The sequence below is a fragment of the Acinetobacter sp. V91_7 genome, from assembly GCF_031799075.1.
GTDB lineage: Bacteria > Pseudomonadota > Gammaproteobacteria > Pseudomonadales > Moraxellaceae > Acinetobacter > Acinetobacter calcoaceticus.
The window spans coordinates 290,786-310,248 of sequence record NZ_JAVQNT010000044.1 but is presented as its reverse complement, the minus strand read 5'-3'; the positions used below and the strand labels follow the sequence as shown (position 1 = coordinate 310,248).

The window sequence follows — 19,463 nt, the reverse complement described above, 5'->3', positions numbered from 1 at the left end:
CATTTATAGTTGCTAGAAAATGAGGTTTTACACAGAGTTTATTTAGTGATGAATTTAACTTGCTTTTAGATTATAACAAATTGAAAAGATAAGAAATGTGGCTATTTTTAATCCTGGAGGAATCCATGAGAGAAAAATTTATAATGGAACGCTTCATTGAACTCATTAGATGAACTTTCTAAGAGTTGAATGGGTTTTATAGGGTATTTAAAATAAAATATTGAAATATATATTATTGTGTGGGACTATTGTTTTGCAAACAAGAGTAGGTGAGATACTCCCTATTACGTTTGTATTTCAGGACTGAGTGGATCTTCACTAAACCCATTTCTTATTTAGAAGTAGAGAAATGGGCTTTTTTTTATGTAGATTGCAGAACAATGTTGATATGAAAATATTGTAATTTGTCACTTTTGCTATTGACCAAAAGAGCGGGCTTACATAGATTAATAGAGTATTTTTGAGAATTATAATTATATAGCTTAGTCCTGAAATACAGTAAGAAGCCTGCTCGTTTGAGTGGGCTTTTTACTTTGTACATTTGAATAAAAACCGCTAAGTTAATTTTCAAAAAGCTGGTTTTGAACCTCTCAAACATGACCTATCAGAATATTGGTCAAGGCAGCATTGATCAGGAAAATCGTATCGTCGATAAGGTTACATCAGACTCTATTATCCTTGTTATGTGCCGTTATCATTGTAATTAAAGATTAATAAAGGTAAAGCTTCATAATAATAAATACTATATGAGCTTTTACTGTGTTGTCTTAGTTTTGCGGTCAAGACCAAACAAGTATCTTAGTATGTAACTTTCTATCAATGTCTTTTGAGTGCTATTTTAATTGATATAAGAAAAGTGGCCCATTAGTGTGCGGTTCACTGAATTATTCAAAGCTCATCAAATGATGGGCTTTTTTATGGGCATTTGAAATTGGATTTTTAATGAATAAGGGGATTAGAATGGCAAAAAAGAAATCTAATAGGAACGGTTATGAGAAAAATTATATTAATCTACTTGATTGCTTTTGGAACTGCTGGGTGTACATCCAATGAACTTCAAGAAACTCAGCAAGATATAGAGCCTATTAAAAGTACTTATTGTCTTCCCCTTGAGGCAGAAAAACTTTTAGGCCAACTTGTTCTAAGTGAAGATGATTTAAAAAGAAGAACTAATGCTGGAGTTATTCTAATCTCTTATAGAGGCGAACCTGTTAGTTCAGATTTGCGATATGATAGGTTGAGCATTGTGATAAATAGCGAATTAAAGATCATTTATGCAGCTTGTGTTTAAGGTTGGAATGATATCTAGACGAGATCATGGGTATTGAAATTTAATATTATTTTTATCACAAATTATTAAAATACAGTGAATTACAAGAGAAATTGGGAAATGTTAAGAATACATCTCCTTATAAAGACTTGGTCCTTTAAAGGCCGTCAAGCAAACACTGAACAGGAGTTTGTTATGAGTTATTTAAAATACAAAGGTTATCTTGGGACGATTGAGCCAAATATTGAAACAGGTGAACTATTCGGGAAGTTAGCTTTTATTCGTGATTTGATTACATATGAAGCGGAAACATTAAAAGAGCTTGAAAGGGAGTTTCAATTTTCTGTGGATGGATATTTAGCATCATGTGCGGAATTGGGTAAGTCTCCTGAACAACCACTTAAAGGAACGTTCAATGTGTCTATCTCTCCTGAATTGCACTGTAAAGCCGTGATGGCTGCAGGTGATAGTAACTTGAATGCATTTGTTAGTGAAGCAATCAGTGAAAAGTTGGTGCGACTATACGACTAGGCACTTGACTGTACGGTGTGCTTTGCCTATATTTTTTTGATATGGTGGAGCTTAGAATAACTAAGAGAAATCACCAGTCCAGTTATTATGAAAAAAAATTAGAAAGCCTAACTTTATCAGTGTAAAGGTGTTTTTTTTATTTTAATGTCAAGTGTTGATTATTTTGCGATTATGCGTATAATTTGTGATGAAGTTTGCATTTATTGAGTGGTTTTTCGGTGTTTCTCGCTTATGAGGTGAATATATTTTTTCTATTCACTTGAGTTTATGCTCGCAGCCATCCGTAGATGCGGGCTTTTTTAATTACTTTATCAACTGCAGTATTTATAAATACTGCAGATAACAAGAACCCTCAATGATCAGCGCAAATATCATAAGGGGAAGCCTACTCAATGAGTAGGCTTTTTTTTATTCTAGATATAAAAATAAAAGAACTCGGCACTTTGGGGATGCCGAGTTCCGGTTGAGCCTGAACTTGGTAAACACTTGCGAAGGGAAAGTAATGCTGATCGTCGTATATCAGATTAGTTTAATTACCAGTTCAGAAACAAACTATCAAAATGTGATTTAGTGCACAATATTGCAACTTATACAAAATATGTGTAATACGTCACAAAACTTTGCACATATTAACTTACATCTTTGTTACTTGACTGAATGTCTTATGGCAGAGAAAGCTGCCTTAAATATCAATTGTTGTTTTAAGTAGTAAATTAATATGCTGTAATTTAATGAGTTTTGTTCATGTTATAATGGTTGAATAACCTCATTGGAGTTTGCTATGAGCATTTCAGTACATTGGGTGGAAGCTTCTGTTGATATTGGCCAGGATCAAAAAGTAACTAAGCAAATTTACTTTTATAAAGAACAGTTACTTCATAAAGGCAAAGATTTATCAGATTTAAGTTACAGAGATATTGAGAGTGGCTTGAAGCAACAATATGATGAAACTATTCAAATACGTGTGCTTATAGATCGGGGTGTACATGGAATCAATAAATATAAATCTAGTTTGCGGAATGATTAAAGTCTAGCATTAAAAGTGGAAGATCTCCTTCGGGAGGTTTTTGTTTACCATAGTTATTACGGGTACATGAAGCCCCGCTAATAATCGATATTTAGTGGGTTCTTCTTTTTGGAGTATGTATGAAAAAAGAAGTCGGTTTTCATGTTCCAGTTCGGCCAATGCCTCCAGAATGGATTTTTGAGCTAGATACTCCTAATTTTGCGCCGGCACCAGAAATGTGGGATTGGATTTGACAGGTATTTTTAGATCCTAAATCTCAAATGTTTAACTCAGATCATTTGCATTTACGGTCATTTCGTTACCCGAATATTGCCGTGATGTGGGCTAGATCAGGCTTTAGTAAACAAGGACGTCAGGTCATTGGTACAACAGAGAAAGTCATGATCAATGCTGGTGGTTGGAAAAAAGAGCTACAAGAAGAACAATATATCCAATGGTTCAGATGTGTTCCTGAATACCTCATTACTTTTGATGCTTCATATTCTCGTATTGCTAATGATGTGGACTTTTGCGCTTTGGTTGAACATGAGCTTTATCACATTGCACATAAGAAAGACCAATACGGACACCTGCATATAACAGAGAGACTAGTGCGCCAAAGTTAGCAATTCAAGGCCACTATATAGAGGAATTTACAGGCGTTGTTTGCTGTTATGGAGCAAATAAAAATATGCAAAGAATTGGTGGAAGCAGCGAATACAAGACCAGAGCTGTCACGTGCTGATGTCCATTACGCTTGTGGCACTTGTTACTTGAGAGTGGTTTAAATTTTTTTGCCATTCTACCTTGATGGAATAGTTGAAATGGCAGGTATTACCAAAAAGATGAAACTGTTCATCGTTAGGATGCTTGTTTAATTTGAGACACCCACCAAAACGTCCAAAGCAGTTAAAGACATATTTAATGTTGATGTTTCACCACAACAAGGTGAACTATATGGCCCTACAAAAAGGATGGGGCAGGAATTAAGCCAGGAACTCCGAGATTTATTCTTTGATTTCCGCCGTAAAGCCAATCAAGAGCTTGAAGCTATACCAATCTCAAATAAACGCTATCGACTGCAATTGCTACCTACCGTCCGTGAGGCTAATTCAGAAATTTGGGTGACATGGCCAAATGTCATGATAGTCCAACCAGCCAGCATTACATCGGATCAAGCAAACAAACAAGGCGCATGCAGAATATGAGAGTGCTAGACGGCAAGAGCTTGGCATTAAGAAAGCTATTTGGCTGCATTCTCATACTGGAAAAAAGCCAAAAAACTCACATGTTGCTATTCATGGAAAAGCCTTTGATGTGGTTAAGGACATGTATCTGGATGGCCAGTGGGTTAAATCTGGGCAATTGATTCACTGCCGCAGTGGGAGTAAAGCCATTATTGATGGGGCACTTCTATAGCTAAATAATCGTATTAAATGTGAACTAATAGCAAAAAATAGCTTTTTTTAACGATTGGTTCATGGGATACTTAAGTTTTTCTTATATTTAATATTACATTGTTAATATTTTTTAACATATCGTTTTGCTTGAGTCTAAGGTCAGTTGAGATGAGTCAAATTTCAGAACTAGAAAAAAATGAAATATATATGCAAATAGATAAGAGGTTTCATGATTACATGAAGGCTAGAGTTCTACGCATTGATAAGGACTCCTATAAATATGAACTTTTTAATATCTTGGCTAAAACGGTGATTGAGCCCGCAGGCTTTAGAATTGAACACTTCAGGGGATATACCGCTCAAGAGAAAATTGAAAAGACTTTGTACTGTTGCAGGAAAATAGGATTAGACCAATTTAATACGGAGAGTGTGTTGTTCATCTGGTCGGATGATGCACTTAAATTAGTAGATATCTAAGTCATTATAGTCGTTATTTTTTAATATTTTGGGCCCCACATATTAGTGGGGGTTTATTTTTATATAGTGAGTAAATGAATATAAAAATCGCAATGGACTCATCATCTGTAAGACGATATGACGGCAATGGGCATCTCATCATTGAGCGAACGGTGATTACCAAGTGTGGGGTGAATGAGTACCTTGGTAAAGAGATACCTGGCTACGAGCAGTTAGGTTTAGATCCAAAAAAAATCTATCGCTTATTACGAGATCCGGAAGAGCTGTCAAAGGCTCTTTTTACGTTTAGAGGGGTTCAATTTCTATTATGCCATATCCCTGTCAGTGCTGAAAAGCCTCAGAAAGACTCTACAGTTGGCGCAATAGACACAGAGGTCGAAATGGAGGATGGCGTTGTCTACAGCTCAATGCGCGTATGGGATGACAAAGCGATCTGTTACATCGAAACAGAAATGCTTGATGAGATTTTTGCTTGTTATGCATATACCCATCGATATGACATCAGGTGAATGGAATGGCCAGCTATATGATGGCGTTATGCGAGATATTCACGGCAATCATGCTGTTTTAGTTAAACACGGTCGTATCGGTACAGATGCGGTTATTGCAGATCATCTATCTGATGAATTAATAGAGAGACAAATAGGTAATAAAACCAATCGAAAAAGGTGCAGTTGAGCGAATTGCAAAAGTCATTCAAGGTTTTGCAATGGACTCAGAAAATCCAGAACTTGGGCAAGATCAAGTGGAGGACATTGTAGAGGCTGTTACTCAGAAAATTGAAGAGGAGCCTGAAAAACTAACCTTAGGTGCTGATGAAGTTAAAGTAGGCTTGGCAGCATTAGATGAGGATATTGTTAAAGAGATCCTCACTGAATTGGGCTTAGCTCTGACAGCGGCAGATGATGATGAGGGTAGCCCGGAAAAGGTTGATGGTGGTTATTGGGCTTTGTTGGCCGCAGCTATACCACACCAATTCTTGAGCATCGTGTGGAGGCTTCTATGGAGATTCCTGCAGGTAGAGTGTTAATAGCTATCAGCAATATGCATTATCTCTAGGTTCCTCACTATGATTTATCAAGGCGCTTAAATACAACAGGAAGCAGCAGCTTACTTTGATGCTGTGTTTAACAACACGAACCTGAGTGCTACAGATCAGGACGAAAGTATCATTCAGTTCTACCGTAATGTAGCTACGCCTAAACAAATCCATTCAACCAAAGCTGTCAATAAAACAGAACCAAATGGGCGTGCCATGTCTAAGGTCATGACCATGTTTAACGGGCATGGACGTGGGGCTGAGTTAGCTTCCGCTAAAGATACGGCTTATGGGCTACTTTGTAGTATTACCGAGTTTGTCGATCACGAACGACGTGCGATTTCAACGGATCACCGGATGGATTCAGCATGGTTTGGGGCTGGGGCCAATCTTAAACAACGAGGACTGGAGCAGGCATTAAGAATGATGTCTTAATAACATTTTTAATGGTTCAGTTTAATTTAAGCTTGCCTGTTTAGCCTAAGTCAATTCTTTACGCTGCGTTTTAAAATTACTCTAAGTCGATCTTTAGCCACATTTCTCCCAATGTGGCTTTTTTTATGCCTTAAAAATATAGGAGTACTGTTATGTGATAAATCGCTGTTAGCTAGTAGCAACTTTTTAAAAGTCTACTTGTTAGAGTAAAAACTTATTCACGATATAACCAATAAATAATAAATCCAAACGATTATTTGAAACCAGACGGATGAGCCGTGAACAAGATCGACAAATTTGAGAGTAGCGTATTGGTAGTAGGATAGTGCGGCTGTATGGGGAGAGATTAGATGTAGTTGAAGAGTTTTTCTTAATTCCCCCTTATTAAACAAAGGGGGAAGGTGTAATCTGAATTTTATAGAAGTTTAGAATTAACCATTAATAAGTGCGTCTAATCGTCCTATCCATAAACTTTGTTCTCGGTCACTAGAAACAGCAAATCTCATTTCTGGAATGTTAGGATCGGCTATACGTACTGTAATATGTCTAGCTATAGTCAAAGATCTAGTACCTGCATAAGCACCATCACTATTTTGATATTGAGTTTCATGTACTTCTGACCCGGAAAACCATTGCCTCACATCATCAAAATTACAAATGTAAACGATTGGTTTCGGATCTAAAGTAAAAATAAGTTTTCTATTTTTATGATCAACCAATAGACCTATTGCGGAGAAATCAATGTTAAAACCATGTTTTTTAATCTCGGTTTCTTTTTCTCGATGTAGCTTTTTTATATCTACCATTAACATAGTTCTAAAAAGAAGATATAAGGCATAAGGCACCATACATAAAGAACCTATACCTAAAAAGGCGAGAAAGAATGTACCAAAAAAACCTCCTCCATCTCGAGTAAAAGTGATTATTAATGCAATTGCTAGGATGATAAAGAAAAACATTTTCCAGCGAGAGCCCTGCGATTTGAATTTACCTATATTTGAGAGTTCTTTTATTTCAACAGCCATATTTGTCTTCTTGCTAATCTAAGATTAGGGAAATTTTAAAAAGAGTTTGAATAATTTAGAAAACTAAAGAATTTAATCTTTATGTTTAACTTAATTTTTAGTAGGGTTATTATTTAAACTTGAAAATAAAAAATCAACTAAAAATTATAAATAGAGGTAATTTTAGGCATAGTTATGAGCTAATAATTTAATACAGTATCTTAATTTTTTTGCTAAATTATATTTAATCAGCCAGAAAGTTTGCAGTATTTTTATCAATTAAACTAGTTTAAATTGAGAATATACTTGTTTAATGAGTAATAGAAAAACTGTTTTAAATTTAGTGCAAAATATTTAATGAATATTAAAGTCATGGCTACAAAAGTTATTGTTAAAGCAATCTTCAAAGGATGAATCAGGGCAAAATAACATTATGTAGATTTTGATTGATTATCTTTATCAAAATATTCTATTGATAGATACCCCTAAGAGCTAGTAGCTCTCAGGGCTTATTAAATATCTATTTTTTTTCGAGTTCAATCAAGGTTTGAATAAAGTCCCATGATTTTTTAGGTTTAATAGGGGCTTTCTCACAAACCGAACTATTGATGATGCCATCTAAAAGTGAGAGAAATAGATGAGCTATAGCAATAGGATCGTTCAATTCTAATTCTTTCAAAATAGAAGTGGTGGTATCGAATAACCAATTGCGGTACTCATCCAATACCACCAGAATGGATGGGTATAGGTCGCCTACATCCATACGAGCTTTATGAAATGGGCAGCCTCTGGCATCATTTTGATTTACCCAGTCGATATACCAAAGATAGAGTTGTTCCAGTTTTTCTAGTGGAGCTGACTTTTCCGAGATATGTTCTTCAACTGCAATTTGAATATCGAGTTTTAATTCCTTTAAGCAGGTGAGTACCAATTCTTCTTTGGAGGGGAAATTCTTGTAAAAAGTCATTTTTGCTACGTTGGATTCTGAAATAATACGGTCTACACCGACATTGATATAACTTTCCTGAATAAAGAGCTGAGTTGCTGTAGTTAGAATAATTTCTCTTTTTGTACATTTTTTTTTGAATTTTATTTCTGCATTCATAATGAGTTAGCACAATATTCTGAAGTATTTAGTTTTTATTTTAGTGTATAGATAGGGTATTCGGCTAGGCTTCAGGAGTAAGATTGATATAAAAAATAGACAGAACAGTATGTATTTTATAAAATACTGCAAAATATAACTCAGTCCTATAAAGATGTTGAACAGTATTCATCAAGTTTTAGATAGTTTGGGTATTAGCCCACAGAAACGTGCCATTCATATTCAATTTACTTCTCCGATATTGAATGACCAAGTATTTCTGCAAAGAATTGATGGCGTACATGCATTAAATGATGGCTTAAAAGCAGAACTTTTATGCCTATCAACGAATGCAACGATTCAACTAAAATCTTTTATTGGTGTTCAGGTCGCTGTAGATATAGTGACGGAGCGAGGTGAGTTAACCCGAGTTACAGGCATTATTACTCAAGCTCAACAAGGCCAATCAGATGGAAGCTTGACTTTATATAAGCTGACCTTAGAAGATCCAACCACTTTATGGAAGTACCGTCGCAACTCGCGTGTATTTATAAATAAAAGCGTGGTTGAGATATGGGAAATATTATTTAAAGAATGGCAAGTTAAAAATCCGATATTTGCTGCAAGCTTAAGTTTAGATTTAAGTGGTTTAACACAAACTTATGATGTTCGTCCTTTTGTTATGCAACATAATGAAAGCGATTGGGACTTCCTCACACGCTTACTTCGCTGTGAAAATATCAGTTGGCTAATTGATGAAGCTCAGCATATTGTTCCAAGTACCGATACATCTATTCAAGCTCAGAAACTCAGATTGATTGATGCTAATAGTCAATATCAGCCTTTAGACCGTAAAACGATTCGTTACCACCGTAGTAGTGCGGTGGAACAATACGACAGCATGACTCGCTTAACTGCCGAGCGTTCTCTTCAACCCAACGTTATGCATATACAACGTTGGCAAGCAGAAATATTAGAACAAGAAGAAGGGATTGGAAGCGTTCAAAGTAAGCATCAGCATAGCGAACAATATGACAATGCTACACTTGGCTTAGAGCAAGCTTGGAACTATGCGCCTGCATGGATTGGTGACTTAAAGGGTGAGGATGGTGTAACTAAATCTGGAAATCAACAAATTGAGCGCTTAAACCAGAACCTCCACAATTACTACGAGGCACAGGCGAAACGCTTTATTGCGCAAACGACAGTCCGTGATGCCTATGTGGGTTACTATTTCGAATTAAATGAACACCCAGAAATAGACCAGCATGAAAGCTCAGATAAAAGCTTTTTGATTGTTTCTAAAAACTTCTTTAATCAGAATAATTTACCTAAAGATTTAAATGACCAAATTAATGGTCTATTGGTGCAAAGTAACTGGTCAATACAAAACCCTGAAAACAGTGATGAACGCCAAGCGAATCAGTTGATTTTACAACGTCGTCATATTCCAACAACACCCGCTTATAACCCACAAATTCATAGTCCAGTCACTCATCCACAACGTGCGAAAGTGGTGGGTCCTGAAGGTGAAGAAATCTATGTAGATGAATGGGGACGTATCAAAGTCCGTTTCCTGTTTACCCGCAGTGATGACCATAGCCATGATGGGGGCGCAGGGACCAATAATAATGACACCGATTCAGCTTGGATTGATGTTTTAACACCTTGGGCCGGGGAAGGGTACGGAGCACGGTTTTTACCTCGTATTGGTGAGATCGTCGTTATTGACTTCTTTAATGGTGATATAGACCGACCATTTGTAATGGGTCGAATTCATGAGGCTCAGCGTCATCCAACTAAATTTGATAACAAAGGTAAGCTTCCCGATACGAAAAAGCTGAGTGGTATCCGCTCCAAAGAAGTAGCGGGTGGTGGTTTTGGGCAACTCAGATTTGATGATACTACGGGACAAATTAGTACCCAGCTACAAAGTAGTCATGGTGCAAGCCAGTTAAATCTGGGAAAACTTAGTCATCCTAAAGATAAAGCGGAAAGTGAAGACCGCGGAGAAGGATTTGAACTGCGTACTGACCAATGGGGAGCTGTTCGTGCGGGGGCTGGATTATTACTTTCAACTTATAAACAAGCCCAAGCAAAAGCAGATCATTTAGATGTACAGGAGACACAAAAACAACTTGAAAGTAGTCAGAAAAACACTAAAGCATTAAGTGATTTAGCCAAGAATCAACAAACGGATGAAATCGAATCTGTAGAGCAACTCAAAGTATTTGCAGAACAATTAGAAAAAGATATTGCCAAGTTTAAAAAATCTTTGATGCTCCTAAGTTCACCTGACAGCATTGCTCTGAGTACCCCGGAGGATATTCATCTATCAGCAGATGGACAGATTAACCATTTTGCAGGGGATAGTATTAATCTTAGTACACAGAAAAACTGGGTGGGGCATGCGCTAAATAAAATTAGTCTATTTGCAGTTCAAGGTGATTTTAAGCTTGTTGCCGCACAAGGCAAATTTAGTATTCAAGCTCAATCTAATGCATTGGATATTTTATCGAAGTTAGGTATTCGTATTGCTTCTACTGAAGACCGTATTGAAATTAGTAGCCCCAAAGAGGTTTTGATTACTGGCGCCTCTTCACAAATTGCCCTAAATGGTTCTGGGATATTCCCCAAAACTGGTGGAAAGTTTGAGGTGAATGCTGGACAACACTTATTTAAAGGTGGTGCAGGTGCAAGTCAGTCTGCACAACTTCCAGAAGCAAAGCCATTAAAAGGTGCACTTGAGCTATTGAAAAGCTATGGTGGAAATGACTTTTTTAAACAAACCAGTTTTAAAGTTCAAGATTCATTAGGAAAGCAAGTTACGGGCACATTGGATAACAATGGCTTTGCAACGGTGACAGGAATTGCACCGGGTCCAGCAAAAGTCGAATTTGAGAAAGATCAACGGAGTTCTTGGGATCAAGGAAGCCATTTTACTACACGAAATTATACATGGTCTGATCAAGTCATTAATCGTGTAACTCAAGGGGCGAAGGATGCAATGGGCTCGTTAGGACAAAATATGATGTCGCAACTCAAGAGTAATCTCTTTTCCGGACAATCTTTGAATCTTAAAGATATGGGTAAACAAGCTCTTAGTGATTTAGGACAACAGACGCTAGGGCAGGTTAAAGAACAAGCCGTTACTCAAGTTTTCGGGGGTATTTCTTCACAGTTAAATACCCATTTGTCGCCTGAGCAAATGATGATGGGGCAAGGTGGTTTTAATCCAAATCCCACTGGTAATAAAGAATAAAGTTCAACTGCATTTTAAAAGATAAACAGTATTACAGATATGCTTTTGCATAGAGAAAAGGTTTTAGTTTTATGGCAACAAATAATATTAAGTCAACTTCAGAACAAAATAAGCCTGCGGTTGAACTTGCTGTTTTTAATTTAGAAAGTATTACTGAAGTTACAGACTTACAATTGATCGCAAAACAAATTCAGCAATATCTATTTGTACGCGGTAAAACTAATTTAGAACAATTACAAACTCATGCTTATACACCAACTGTAGCAAATATTTTTGCATTAACGGGAAGTGTTCTAGATCTATTGCTCTATATAACTGATAAAAAGACTGGGGATGCAGGGACACAGCAAACAGCCCTATTGGGAGCAAATCTGATTGGATTATTTTCAGAGCCGAATAACCAAGCGCATGCCCGTATGGCTTTACGTCCTATGTTAGGACTCATGGCTGAGTGTTTATATCTGGAAAACGGAAAAATGAAGAGTACGGATATAAAACGCTTGGGCCTACATTTAAATGCCATGATTGCGGGAGATTTAGAAAAATTCTTACAAGAAACTTTAGCTAAACTCCCAGAACTTTTAACAAATGCCACAATGTTGGGCCTCAATATTTTGCGCAGTCTTGGTACTCCTCTTTCTGCTGACTTTCCTATTACAAGGATTGGTTCAGCAGGCGCAAGTGCGGAAAAACGTGACCCTAAATTAAAATTTACCAATTGGGCTGTACCTTTAATTGATTTATTGGCAGCCCCTAGTCAATCAGATGATTCTGCAAAAATTAAGGTAGAGGCGAGTAGTGCACTTATCCAAGATGCTCTAAAGGCGACCGCTACTTTAGGTTCAGCGCTTCAACAGCAATCTAATGCTGGACAAAAATATACATTAGCTTGGCTTATACAAGAAAGTTTAAAGGCGATTAAAGAGCAACAAAAAAAAGCGAACGCCAGTGTTCCTGCTAACCAAACTGGCGAACATGAACAACATACGAAAGGTGATATTTTGGAGTTTGTAAGTCTGCAAGCGAACGCTCTAAATGCTGCACCTTGTACAGGTGTAGATTCACAAACAAATAATAGTATTAATTATTCAATTGGTGCTGAAAAAGTAGAACATATTGATTTTTCTCTACCTAAAATTAATTTTTCGTTCAGCCGTCATTATCACTCACAACGAGGTGAGTTTGATAACGGTATGATAGGTGCACGTTGGATGATGCCTTTTTCCAATGTCATTAAACAAAGTTCTAAAGGTTATATATTTATTGATGCTCAAGGACGAAAACATCAGCTTCCATCCTCAATAGCATACCAAGCTTATGCTGCACCATTCGAAAACCTCACAGTTCAACCATTAGAAGATGGAGATTTAATTTTAAATTTTGGCACAGAATGGAATTGGCAGTTCCACAGCTTTAATGAAGGTAAAGACTACCAGTTAATCCAACAGCTTAATGGCAGTACCCAAGAAAAAATCATATTGAGTTACTTGTTAGTAGGACAGGATGCGTATTTACAGGCGGTCAATTTTCAATTTAAAAGGGCAAAGCATACACTTAAATTTGCTTTTAATGATCAAGTGAAAATTATTGCCATCTTTGTTGATGATCAAGTAGAGCCTTTAGCTAAATATGAATATGATCAATATGGTAACTTAATAAAAGCCTATGACCAAAATGGTCATACTCGTCAATATGAATACAACCAAGCACATCAACTCACTCGTTATACAGATCGTACTGGGCGAGGGCATAACATTCGTTATGACTCTATAGAGGTTAATGCGAAAGCTATAGAGGAATGGGCAGATGATGGTAGTTTCCACACCAAATTGAAATGGCATCCTCGATTACGTCAAGTCGCTGTTTATGATGCGTATGAAACCCCAACTTACTATTACTACGATTTGCAAGGTTTCACTTATCGTATTCGTTTAGCAGATGGGCGAGAATCATGGTATTCCCGTGATAAATACAAGCGAATCACGAGACAGATTGACTTTAATGGTCAGGAAATCCAACAAGAATATAATGATAAAGGGCAATTAATTAAAATCGTACAGCCAAATGGTGGGGTGATTCGTTTTGCATATAACGAACAAGGACATTTGATTGAAGCTAAAGATCCAGAAGGAAGTATCTGGAAATGGGAATATGATACACAAGGCAATATCAGTAAAGAAATTAATCCTTTAGAGCAAATAACTCAATATAAATATAATAGTGGCAACCAATTGATAGAAGAGATTGATGCCAAAGGTAACTCTAAAAAAATCCTATACAATGACCTTGGACAAATACTTTCTTATACAGATTGTTCTGGGAAAAGTAGTACATGGGAATATGATGAGGATGGAGTTCTTAAGGCCGAGCAAGCTGCTGATGAAAATGCCGTTCAGTATAAATACAGTACACAAGGTAAGAATAAAGGGCAGTTACAAACCATCATTCATGCAGATGGACTAAAAGAACATTTCGAACATGATGAAGAGGGACGCTTACTTAAGCATACCGATACCAAGGGTTTTGTTACTCAATATCAATATAATTCTGTGGGGTTAATGGCCCAACGAATTGATGCTAATCAATCTCAGGTTAGTTATGAGTGGGATAAGCAAGGGCGTTTGAATAAGCTTATTAACCAAAATCATGCTGAGCATCAATTTGACTATAACCACTATGGGCAGTTAGTTCGCGAACAGGCATTTGACGGTGAGGAAAAATACTTTAGTTATACTGAAAGTGGACAATTGTCAGAGATCCGACAGCCGAATATCTTGAGTCGATTCAGCTATCATGATGATGGTCAAATCGCATCAATAATCTATACAAATATAGAGACAAGACAGAGTCAAAAACAAGAGCTTGAATACAATTTAAATCAACAGCTTATTAAAGCAAGTAATGAAGTAAGCCAGATTGATTTTTACCGCAATGCACTTGGACAAGTGATTAGGGAACATCAAAATTATAAAGTTCCAAATTCTGTACCACTAACAGCAGTGTTACGTTATGAGTATGATGAGTTAGGTAATTTAAGCAAAACGATTCGACCAGATGGGCAAGAGCAAACTCATTTAAGCTATGGCTCAGGGCATGTTTATGGTGTTGGTTTCAATCAACAAGATATGGTGGCTTTTCATAGAGATGATTTACATCGTGAAACAACACGGATGCTGGCAAATGGCCTAATCCAAACCAGCAATTACAATACTATCGGTTTATTAAGTTCACAAATCGTAAATCCTGAATCGGAAAGTCAAATTCCATTACAGGTTTTGAAATATCAAACAGAGCGTCATTACCAATACGATAAAAACTATTTATTGGCTCAAATAAAAGATAGTCGTTTAGGGCAGCTGAATTACCAATATGATGCAATTGGCCGAATAATTAAAAGCCAAGGGCCAGAACATAATGACAGTTTTTATTTTGATCCAGCGAATAATTTAATAGATTCTAAAGCCACTCAATCTTCTGAATTGAAAAGCAATTTAGTTGCTCAATACCAAGGTAAGAATTATAAATACGATGCACAAGGTAATGTCACTGAAGTAAGTGAAACTGGAAAAATGCTCAAATTGAAATGGGATAATTTGAATAGACTCATTCGTACTGATCTTAATGGGCAGATCACCGAATATGGTTATGATGTCTTCGGACGACGACTTTACAAGAAATCATCCCAAGAACTTACACTGTTTGGTTGGGATGAAGACTTAATGATTTGGGAGTCTGGGCAATATCAAGATAGTGAACAGAACTATACCAAACACTATGTGTACGAACCGAATAGCTGTATACCGCTATTCCAAACAGGCTACAGAAGTTTTATTCAGTTAATTAAAACACCGGACTATTCTAAATTCCAAACAGAAGCTTACTCTATCCATAAAGATCCGATTTGGCGTGATGACTCTAGACGTAATAGAGCTGAATTGGAGAGGGTTAGCTTTTACCATTGTGACCAGATAGGTACACCACAAGCTTTGAGTAATGAATTAGGAGAGCCCGTTTGGGAAATTACTTTAAATACTTGGGGTAAGGCTCTCAATATAAAAACAATTAATGAAAGTAATCCATTTGAGCAAAGCAACGTACGTTTCCAGGGGCAATATTACGATAAAGAGAGTGGATTACACTATAATCGTTATCGCTACTATGATCCGCATAGTTCAAGATATATAAGTAAAGATCCGATAGGATTAGATGGTGGACTAAATACTTCGGCTTATGTAAGTAACCCAACTCAATGGGTGGACCCAATGGGGTTACAGCCAGTAGGTGGGAAAAAACCAGGATTAGGTATTGGCTTTTTATTCCCAAATACAATGGCTGGCTTCGCTAAAGATCCAGATGATGCTCGTACTTTAAGAGCATTAGGGGCAATACGTAATAATAACTTGGCGGCAGTGTCTGTAGCAGGCTATGGACCTTATGTTGTGGCAGGGACAGCAGCAGCTGGATCTGCTGCTGCACCAGTAGTAGGAAGAGTGGCTGCACCATTTATTGGTACTGGAGCACAATTAGAAGGGGCTGGTTTAACGGTTGGAACTGTGGGCAAAGCTGCTGTCACAAGTGCGGGCATTGGTGGAGGCTTGGACGTAATTGCTCAAGGAGCTAAGTGTAAATGTTTAAAAGATATTAATCTTGTCCGTACTGGAGGAGTCGCTGCGGTAAGTGCTGTAACGAGTGGATGGGGAGCAACAACCTCAGCTGCCGCTGGTGTTGGGCAAGTCGGTTGGAAAAGTATGGCATTAAATGCTCCAAAAATAGGGCAATTTCTTAAAAATAATACTTCAGGATTAGTTATATTCGCAAATGAGCAAATGATTGGGCAAGCTGGTTCAAGAGCAGTTAAAGCTGCAACTGATAAAGATAAATCAAGTAAGAAATAAGGTGAAATGATGTTAACGATGTTGGTAGAAGTGATTATGGGTGTTTTTATAGCGAACTTTAAAGCTTCAGAACATCCTATTATAAATATAATAGTACGTGGCCTTTTGGTTGCGGTAATCGGCTTTTTTATAGCATTATTTTCGTCAATCGTAGAAGGTTGGGATTTTTCGATTGGATTTGCTTTAATATTTAGTCTGGCAATTGGTATGCTCGTAAGTGTTTTTCTGTTCTTGGTGGAGATTTTTTTTAATTATCTTGATAAAAAATAGTAATGCTGACAGTGTTAGTTGAAGTGATTATGAGTGTTTTTATAGCGAATTTTAAAGCTTCAGAGCATCCAATTATTAATATTATTATACGAGGCATTATCATTGCTGTAGTTATGTTTTCGTTGATGATGTTTTCAGACATTTCAAATGGTAAAGAAAGTTCTATTGGGCTAGGGCTGGCTATAAGTATTGGAGGTGGGCTAATAATTAGCTTAGCTGTTTTTTTAATTGAGATATTTGCAAATTATCTCGATAAGAAATAGTAATGCTGACAGTTCTAGTTGAAGTTTTTATAAATATCTTTTTGCTATAGCAGTCATGATCATGAGTCACCAGATGGATAATTAACTATCACGGATTATGTTCAGGTATACGAACCTTCTCCTTTTTTAAACAGATTAATAAGAAGTTTATCGATATTGGAATGATGAATAACTTAACTGGATTATTTCCAATAAAGCTTTTAATAGATAGTTGTATATAAATTTTAAGATGAATTATGAACCAGAATTTTTTACCCACGTTTACGGTTAGTGACTTACATAATTTTTTAAATGATACATTAAATGCTTGTATTGCTCAGCGGAAACAAGGAGGACAATTGTTTTGCGTGCGGGGCATATTAAAAAATGTTGAGCAAGCAGTTGAGAACTCAAAATGGGCATTAGTCTATGATCTGATCATTCAAGATATAACTGGGACGATTGAAGTAGAGATTTCAAAACATCTATTATCTAGTTTCAAAAACGGTAGTTATGTTGAAATACAAGGTGTCCCAACATTTAATTTTTTTAGAGAGCAATGCACGAAAAGATTAAAGGGATACACTATACGGGCGATTGAAGAAGATAGTGCAATACAAGCATTCCAGTCGAAGCTGTCAACATTAGATGCTTTAAAAAAATATAGACCTAAAAGTCAAACTTTTCCTAGTCAGTTTGATCTTTCAGTTGCAGTGATTTATTCATCAGCAACAAAAGACTCTATCCAAGAAGACTTTTATGATTATCTGAAAGAATATCGTGATGAGTTCAATTTTGATGAGAAGCCTGTTAGCTTGAGCAATGTTGAAGCATTATCGCAAGCAATAAGTTCTTGTACAGATCATGATATTGTTGTGATTATTCGAGGTGGGGGAAGTAAGTATGCATTTGATATTTTTAATGAAGAAAAAGTATTAAATGCTTTTTCTAATTTGAAGGGATACAGGATTGTAGGCTTGGGCCATAATCCAGATTTAACACTTTTAGACTTTCTTGCAGATCATTCTGTAATCACTCCAACAGCAGCTGGAGTACACTTAAAGGGGCAGTTTGATGAGCTATTTGCTAGAAATCATACTTTGACGCAGCAAAAGACTCAAATATTAAAGCTTCAGAATGACCTTAAAACAAAAAATGATGATGTGATTGCATTGTCTGCTAATTTAAAGCAACTGTCTGATCGAACAGATATACAGTCATTAATGAATGAAAATAAGAGCTTAGTTGAACTGAATCATGAGCTCAAACAACAAGTAAGCAATAGACGGAAGGACGACGAAACTAATAAAAGAGGTTCCGTTATGATGTTTATTATTGCCGTTGTTGCTGTTATTGCAGGAGCAGTATTAGGAAGACTAATGTGAAGACAGTAGATAGGGCTAGGTTGGTGATAGATGCTTTGAAAGATAAGTCATCGGTACAGAAAGTCAAAAAGCAAATTTGTAATGATGATAATGCTGACTGGAAGACTGTCAGTAAAGAAGCCTATGACTTATATCTCGAAGAAGCGCGTCAACAGCGCAAAGTTGATGAAAAAACTCGGCATGTAATTGTTACTCCGCTGGAAGAAATCGATGATCTCATTCAGTTAAATAACAACCTTCTACAATATGCCCTAAGTTTGCCATCAACTGTAACGGGGGCTGATGTATCGAATATTCAAAAGTTAATTTCTGATATGCCAGCAAATGAACATAAAATCATAGATGCCTTTGCAAGTATTATCATGAATCCTGTAATGCGAGCGCGACAGAAAAAAGGTCGATTTGAGCACTTTGGTCCTTTTAAAAGCTTTGTAAACATCATTGAATCTGCTGTGATTTCTTACTATCGAGGTAATTTTATAGGCTCTTATTTGACCTTGATTCCTGTTGTTGAGGGGGGTCTCTTAAGGTGGCTTGATTATTTCGGAAAGGGTAAAAAGCCTAAGTTTGGTGATCTAAAGATGTTCTTTCGTAATTCTTATCAGAGACAACCATGCCCGGGTAATGTTTTGTTTCATGATGTATTCTCAAAAGCATGTGACAAGTTACTTACAGAACATTTATTTAAAGATTCGCAAGATGGAGATGCCTATTCAAACTTTAATAGGCATCTAGCAGCTCATCTGCTTAGTGATTCACAATTTGCTACTAGAGAAAATTGTGTAAGACTCTTTTTGTTATTGGATTTAATGTCAGAGCTTTACTTATACGAAGCTCATTGCGGTGGTGATCCAAGATTTAAATTGAGCGGTGAAGACATATCACTTGAATTTAATGAATATCTTAAACTAATAGCGCAGTTACATAGCCCTGAAAGAGTTCTTTTAGGTGTCCCAATGGACACTAAACATCCTTCATCAGGTGACCAATGACAGAACCTACAATATTTGAAGAGTTTAAGTCATCTTTAGCTGAGAGAGACTTAGATGGCATTGAATTTTGGGCGAGAAGTGTTGGAGTTAAGTGGAAAGCGTTCGATGATCCACTTTCCTAGTTCTGTTCTTACCTTAAGAGAACTTCGAGAAATTGTAATTGCTAGACCA

Annotated in this window: 15 protein-coding genes and 3 pseudogenes; 16 read left to right on the top strand and 2 right to left on the bottom strand. The window is 36.6% G+C overall.

Going from position 1 to position 19,463, the window contains the following annotated elements:
- Positions 1-991: 991 nt before the first annotated feature.
- From RMB03_RS19615 to RMB03_RS19570, 10 genes and pseudogenes are all read left to right on the top strand, one after another.
- A complete protein-coding gene (locus tag RMB03_RS19615) occupies positions 992-1,291 on the top strand; it encodes a hypothetical protein (protein WP_281834485.1) in 300 nt (99 codons plus the stop codon).
- A 174-nt stretch (positions 1,292-1,465) separates the two neighbouring features.
- Positions 1,466-1,801 carry a type II toxin-antitoxin system HicB family antitoxin gene (locus RMB03_RS19610; protein ID WP_281834483.1) on the top strand — a complete coding sequence of 112 codons (336 nt, stop codon included), beginning with the start codon at positions 1,466-1,468 and terminating at the stop codon, positions 1,799-1,801.
- A gap of 781 nt (positions 1,802-2,582) precedes the next feature.
- On the top strand, positions 2,583-2,828 hold the full coding sequence (locus RMB03_RS19605; RefSeq protein WP_311077310.1) for a hypothetical protein: 246 nt from the start codon (positions 2,583-2,585) through the stop codon (positions 2,826-2,828).
- Positions 2,829-2,947: 119 nt separating this feature from the next.
- Positions 2,948-3,595, top strand: a pseudogene (locus tag RMB03_RS19600) (putative metallopeptidase).
- Between the two features lie 102 nt (positions 3,596-3,697).
- Positions 3,698-4,015: pseudogene (locus tag RMB03_RS19595) on the top strand (DUF2280 domain-containing protein); the annotation flags it as partial.
- 360 nt (positions 4,016-4,375) lie between these two features.
- Positions 4,376-4,684, top strand: coding sequence for a hypothetical protein (locus RMB03_RS19590; protein ID WP_281834475.1), 309 nt, complete (start codon positions 4,376-4,378; stop codon positions 4,682-4,684).
- A gap of 74 nt (positions 4,685-4,758) precedes the next feature.
- Positions 4,759-5,193, top strand: a complete 435-nt coding sequence (locus RMB03_RS19585; protein ID WP_311077309.1) for a DUF2213 domain-containing protein — start codon at positions 4,759-4,761, stop codon at positions 5,191-5,193.
- On the top strand, positions 5,162-5,362 hold the full coding sequence (locus RMB03_RS19580) for a DUF2213 domain-containing protein (protein ID WP_311077308.1): 201 nt from the start codon (positions 5,162-5,164) through the stop codon (positions 5,360-5,362). The genes RMB03_RS19585 and RMB03_RS19580 overlap by 32 nt, the downstream gene beginning before the upstream one ends.
- A gap of 31 nt (positions 5,363-5,393) precedes the next feature.
- A complete protein-coding gene (locus RMB03_RS19575) occupies positions 5,394-5,714 on the top strand; it encodes a hypothetical protein (protein WP_281834473.1) in 321 nt (106 codons plus the stop codon).
- Positions 5,715-5,777: 63 nt separating this feature from the next.
- Positions 5,778-6,158 (top strand): annotated as a pseudogene (locus tag RMB03_RS19570) (DUF932 domain-containing protein); the annotation flags it as partial.
- Between the two features lie 431 nt (positions 6,159-6,589).
- Here the strand turns inward: RMB03_RS19570 and RMB03_RS19565 are convergent.
- Both RMB03_RS19565 and RMB03_RS19560 read right to left on the bottom strand, forming a co-directional pair.
- Positions 6,590-7,183, bottom strand: coding sequence for a hypothetical protein (locus RMB03_RS19565; protein ID WP_311077307.1), 594 nt, complete (start codon positions 7,181-7,183; stop codon positions 6,590-6,592).
- Between the two features lie 499 nt (positions 7,184-7,682).
- Positions 7,683-8,267: a TetR/AcrR family transcriptional regulator gene (locus RMB03_RS19560; protein WP_311077306.1), complete on the bottom strand. Its 585-nt coding sequence runs from the start codon at positions 8,265-8,267 to the stop codon at positions 7,683-7,685.
- Positions 8,268-8,421: 154 nt separating this feature from the next.
- Here RMB03_RS19560 and RMB03_RS19555 point away from each other — a divergent pair, with 154 nt between their 5' ends.
- The 6 genes from RMB03_RS19555 to RMB03_RS19530 all read left to right on the top strand — a co-directional run bounded on the left by RMB03_RS19555 (position 8,422) and on the right by RMB03_RS19530 (position 19,292).
- The gene (locus RMB03_RS19555; protein ID WP_311077305.1) at positions 8,422-11,508 is read left to right on the top strand and encodes a type VI secretion system Vgr family protein; all 3,087 of its coding nucleotides are present in this window, start codon (positions 8,422-8,424) and stop codon (positions 11,506-11,508) included.
- A 71-nt stretch (positions 11,509-11,579) separates the two neighbouring features.
- Positions 11,580-16,403 carry an RHS repeat-associated core domain-containing protein gene (locus RMB03_RS19550; RefSeq protein WP_311077304.1) on the top strand — a complete coding sequence of 1,608 codons (4,824 nt, stop codon included), beginning with the start codon at positions 11,580-11,582 and terminating at the stop codon, positions 16,401-16,403.
- Positions 16,404-16,412: 9 nt separating this feature from the next.
- Positions 16,413-16,673 carry a hypothetical protein gene (locus RMB03_RS19545; RefSeq protein WP_311077314.1) on the top strand — a complete coding sequence of 87 codons (261 nt, stop codon included), beginning with the start codon at positions 16,413-16,415 and terminating at the stop codon, positions 16,671-16,673.
- Between the two features lie 2 nt (positions 16,674-16,675).
- Entirely contained in the window at positions 16,676-16,936 is a 261-nt protein-coding gene (locus RMB03_RS19540; RefSeq protein WP_311077303.1) for a hypothetical protein, read from the top strand.
- Between the two features lie 236 nt (positions 16,937-17,172).
- Positions 17,173-18,300 (top strand): exodeoxyribonuclease VII large subunit, encoded by a 1,128-nt coding sequence (locus RMB03_RS19535; protein ID WP_311077302.1) that lies wholly within the window; start codon positions 17,173-17,175, stop codon positions 18,298-18,300.
- A complete protein-coding gene (locus RMB03_RS19530; RefSeq protein ID WP_311077301.1) occupies positions 18,297-19,292 on the top strand; it encodes a hypothetical protein in 996 nt (331 codons plus the stop codon). The genes RMB03_RS19535 and RMB03_RS19530 overlap by 4 nt, the downstream gene beginning before the upstream one ends.
- Positions 19,293-19,463 lie beyond the last annotated feature (171 nt).